Annotated in this window: 6 protein-coding genes and 1 tRNA gene; 2 read left to right on the top strand and 5 right to left on the bottom strand. The window is 56.5% G+C overall.

Going from position 1 to position 3088, the window contains the following annotated elements:
* The first annotated feature begins 67 nt into the window (after nt 1-67).
* Nucleotides 68-442, top strand: a complete 375-nt coding sequence (locus ABJT94_RS03875) for a hypothetical protein (RefSeq protein WP_138441469.1) — start codon at nt 68-70, stop codon at nt 440-442.
* Between the two features lie 3 nt (nt 443-445).
* Here the strand turns inward: ABJT94_RS03875 and ABJT94_RS03870 are convergent, their stop codons facing one another.
* The 5 genes from ABJT94_RS03870 to ABJT94_RS03850 all read right to left on the bottom strand — a co-directional run bounded on the left by ABJT94_RS03870 (nt 446) and on the right by ABJT94_RS03850 (nt 2580).
* Nucleotides 446-769: a TusE/DsrC/DsvC family sulfur relay protein gene (locus tag ABJT94_RS03870; RefSeq protein ID WP_348106368.1), complete on the bottom strand. Its 324-nt coding sequence runs from the start codon at nt 767-769 to the stop codon at nt 446-448.
* A 3-nt stretch (nt 770-772) separates the two neighbouring features.
* The gene (gene tusB / locus ABJT94_RS03865; RefSeq protein WP_138441467.1) at nt 773-1054 is read right to left on the bottom strand and encodes a sulfurtransferase complex subunit TusB; all 282 of its coding nucleotides are present in this window, start codon (nt 1052-1054) and stop codon (nt 773-775) included.
* 34 nt (nt 1055-1088) lie between these two features.
* Nucleotides 1089-1439, bottom strand: a complete 351-nt coding sequence (locus tag ABJT94_RS03860) for a DsrE family protein (RefSeq protein ID WP_348106369.1) — start codon at nt 1437-1439, stop codon at nt 1089-1091.
* A gap of 2 nt (nt 1440-1441) precedes the next feature.
* The gene (gene tusD / locus ABJT94_RS03855; protein ID WP_138441465.1) at nt 1442-1882 is read right to left on the bottom strand and encodes a sulfurtransferase complex subunit TusD; all 441 of its coding nucleotides are present in this window, start codon (nt 1880-1882) and stop codon (nt 1442-1444) included.
* A 92-nt stretch (nt 1883-1974) separates the two neighbouring features.
* Nucleotides 1975-2580, bottom strand: coding sequence for a Bax inhibitor-1/YccA family protein (locus ABJT94_RS03850; RefSeq protein WP_203301184.1), 606 nt, complete (start codon nt 2578-2580; stop codon nt 1975-1977).
* A 302-nt stretch (nt 2581-2882) separates the two neighbouring features.
* Here ABJT94_RS03850 and ABJT94_RS03845 point away from each other — a divergent pair.
* A tRNA-Ser gene (locus ABJT94_RS03845) sits at nt 2883-2973 on the top strand.
* Nucleotides 2974-3088: the final 115 nt, after the last annotated feature.

The following is a 3088-nucleotide window of genomic DNA, read 5'->3' as shown; positions in this document are numbered from 1 at the left end:
AGTTTTTGTCATTGGTGTTCCTGAACATCCGAATACCCATCTAGGCTCGTGGAGCGGGAGAAGCGTTATGCCGGCTTGGGCAGACATAGCACTACAGGTACTGATTACAGCAGCGACGGTGAGCCTGGTTTTGGCCGGTTTCTGGCGGTTGATCGCTCGTCCGCACCTGGACCGTAAGGTGGCCGAGTTGATCGAGGCAACCCGAGACATTGAGCCGAAAGTGACTCGTGGCGTTAAACGAGGCGTTTCCGAGGCCGTCAGGGATCTGCCGGAGAGTGCGTTGGATGGCACGGTTCGGGAGTCGACCCGTCAGTTCCTGAAATTCGGTTCCGGGCTGTTTGAGAATGGCCTGAGCAGTTTCCTTGGGACGGCCTCGGATCTGGAGCGTAAGTCCGCGCACGACAGCGCAAGACCGCAAAGAAACAGCCCCACTAAGTCCTGAGCATCAAAGGCAGTTAGTCGGCCTTGGCAGGCCGGCAATCCGGCAGGCCGTTTTTGCGGGAGTGCCGGGAAACAGGTGCATCAGGTAGATGCTGTTGCCTTTTTCCTCTCCCATGGCATCTTTTACCGCTTTCACGAACAGCCTGTTTGAGGGTGGTGAGATCTCGTGTTCTTTATAAAATTCCCTTAAAAACGTGATGATTTCCCAGTGTTTTTCGTCTAACTCCAGGCCGTCCTCGGCGCCAATTTCAACCGCAACGTCCGGGCTCCAGGCCCATGCGTCTTCGAGAAAACCCTCGTTGTTTCTCTCGGGGGTGGTTCTAGTCATGATTCACCAACTGATGACGCGTTCTGCTTGCAGGGTCAGGTTGACCAGCTCTGCGTAGTCGATGGGTGCCGCCCCAAGGTTGTCCTCGGACAAGCCGCGAGCGCCCAGGTCGGCGGCCAGCGCGTAGGTCTGTACCGAGCTGAGTGCCTTGGATGAAACCAGCCCGAGTACGCCGTTCTCGGTTAATGCCACCGCATCATCCGGGCCGAGTGTGCCCAGACACTCGCTAAATCGGGGGTGGTCCGGGGTTTTGTTCAGAATGTGCAGGGTGTGCAATCGGTTCATTGTTGGCTGTCCGAGTGGTTGTTCAGCAAGCAGGTTAACCCGCGAATGTGGCTTGGGAGTATTGTGCCATCAACTCTGCGTTGGCGTCGGTGAGTTGCGCGCCGTCGATCATGGTCTTGATGTCCAGGTTGTAGCGTTCGCAGGCGGCCCGGTCGGCCAGGATGGCTTTAATGCCAAATATGGGGGCGGCTGCCAGGTTCTTCTCGACGGATTTCTGCTCAATACCCGCAGTATCCTGCGCTTTGCGCAGCCAGTTCACGCCAGCGCCAGAGAACAGCAGGCTTACCGGTTGGTCGAAGGCGGCCAGGGCAAAGGCCATATCCAGCGCCTCACGGCCCGCCCAAGTGCCGTAGGGCGGCTGATCGATGATAATGAGCATACCCATAGTCAGGCTCCCGCGTGGAAGTAGATGGTCCGGGTTGACTTGATATTGCCTTCAACCCATTCCCCAAGCCCCGCGATCGTGAAGGGTTTCAGCAGGTTGTTGGCACCGAGTTGGTAGCGTTTCTGCTCGTCGCCGTCGACCAGTCCCCGGCGCAATGCCGATGCAATGCAGGCAACTCCAGGAATCTCATGTTCCTCTAGGAATGCTGCCCAGCGCTTCGGCCAGTGGGTCTCATCAGACGGTGCTGCCACCAGGGCTGAGGCGAGGTGCACGCCATCGCCATAGAGAAAGACCCGGTCAATAGTGTGGCCAGCGGCTACAGTCGCCTTGGCGAAGCTGAGCGCGGTTTGCGGCGCCTGGGAAGAGTAGGGCGCTCCAGTGATAACCAGGGTAAACGACGGAGTTGCGGTGCGGGTCGTGGCGTGGGTCGTGGAATGGGTCATGATGATGAATCTGGCCAGAAAGATTTCAGTTTACAGAAAGCAAAAACCCCGGCAAAGGCCGGGGCTCGCTTGACGATGGACTCAGCCTGGGCTCAGTCGTCGCCGCTGAATGCAGACAGCAGGTGCAGCAGGCTGACAAACAGGTTGTAGATGGACACGTACAGGCCAACGGTCGCAATAATGTAGTTGCGCTCACCGCCTTTGATGATCTGGCTGGTTTCAAACAGGATCATGATCGAGGCAAAGATGGTGAAGCCTGCCGATACTGCCAGTTGCAGTACGGAGCTTTCCATGAAGAAAGCCAGCAGCATGGCGCCAATCAGGACAAAAGCACCGGCTGTCAGGAAGCTGGACAGGAAGCTGAAGTCTTTCTTGGTGATGATCGCAGTTGCGGACAGACCCACGAAAGCGACAGCTGTCAGGGCCAGGGCCTGGGCTACAATCTGGGACGCGCCAGCGGCCACGAATGCGCCGATGATCGGGCCCAGGGTGTATCCCATGAAGCCGGTCAGTGCGAACGTGGTAACGATGCCCCAGGGGCTGTTCTTCAGCTTATAGGTGGCGAATAGCAGGCCAATGTAACCCACAATGGTGATGAGAAAACCAGGATGGGTGCCGTTCATGTTCAGGAATGCGGTCAGTGCCGAGAACGCCAGAGTCATGCCCAGGAGCATGTAGGTGTTCCGCAACACATTCATGGCATCTGCGCTGATACCGGTCGTCGCCCGCTCGGTCTGAGGTGCTGAATAAGCTCCCTGATTGTTCTGAGCGCCGAATCGTCTGTCTTCCATTGTCTTCTCCGTTGATAACGTCTGGATACTGTGTTCCATCATAGTGTCAGAATCGCAACTTTCAATCGTTTACGACACGAAACTGCTGTGTGGATTTCATTAAATGCCGGTAATGTTAGAAATTGAAGCGGGTTTCAGGTGAGGCGTTGACAGCGCAGGCAATTCCGGTATCATGCTCCCCGCTGTCGCAAGGCAGTAATGGAAAAAACGGTGGGCTGGCAGAGTGGCTGAATGCAGCGGTCTTGAAAACCGCCGAAGGTTAGTAGCCTTCCCGGGGTTCGAATCCCTGGCCCACCGCCATTTTTCCTCTCCTCTCGAATACCTCAAGTCCTCTTTATCCCTGTTCGAAAATACCCAGTCGTAGCACATACTGAATCGTTACTCACGCTGAGCACGAACGTTGCCGCACGTCGCT

This window comes from Saccharospirillum sp., from assembly GCF_039982735.1.
GTDB lineage: Bacteria > Pseudomonadota > Gammaproteobacteria > Pseudomonadales > Natronospirillaceae > Saccharospirillum.
This window is presented reverse-complemented; position numbering and strand designations above follow the sequence as displayed.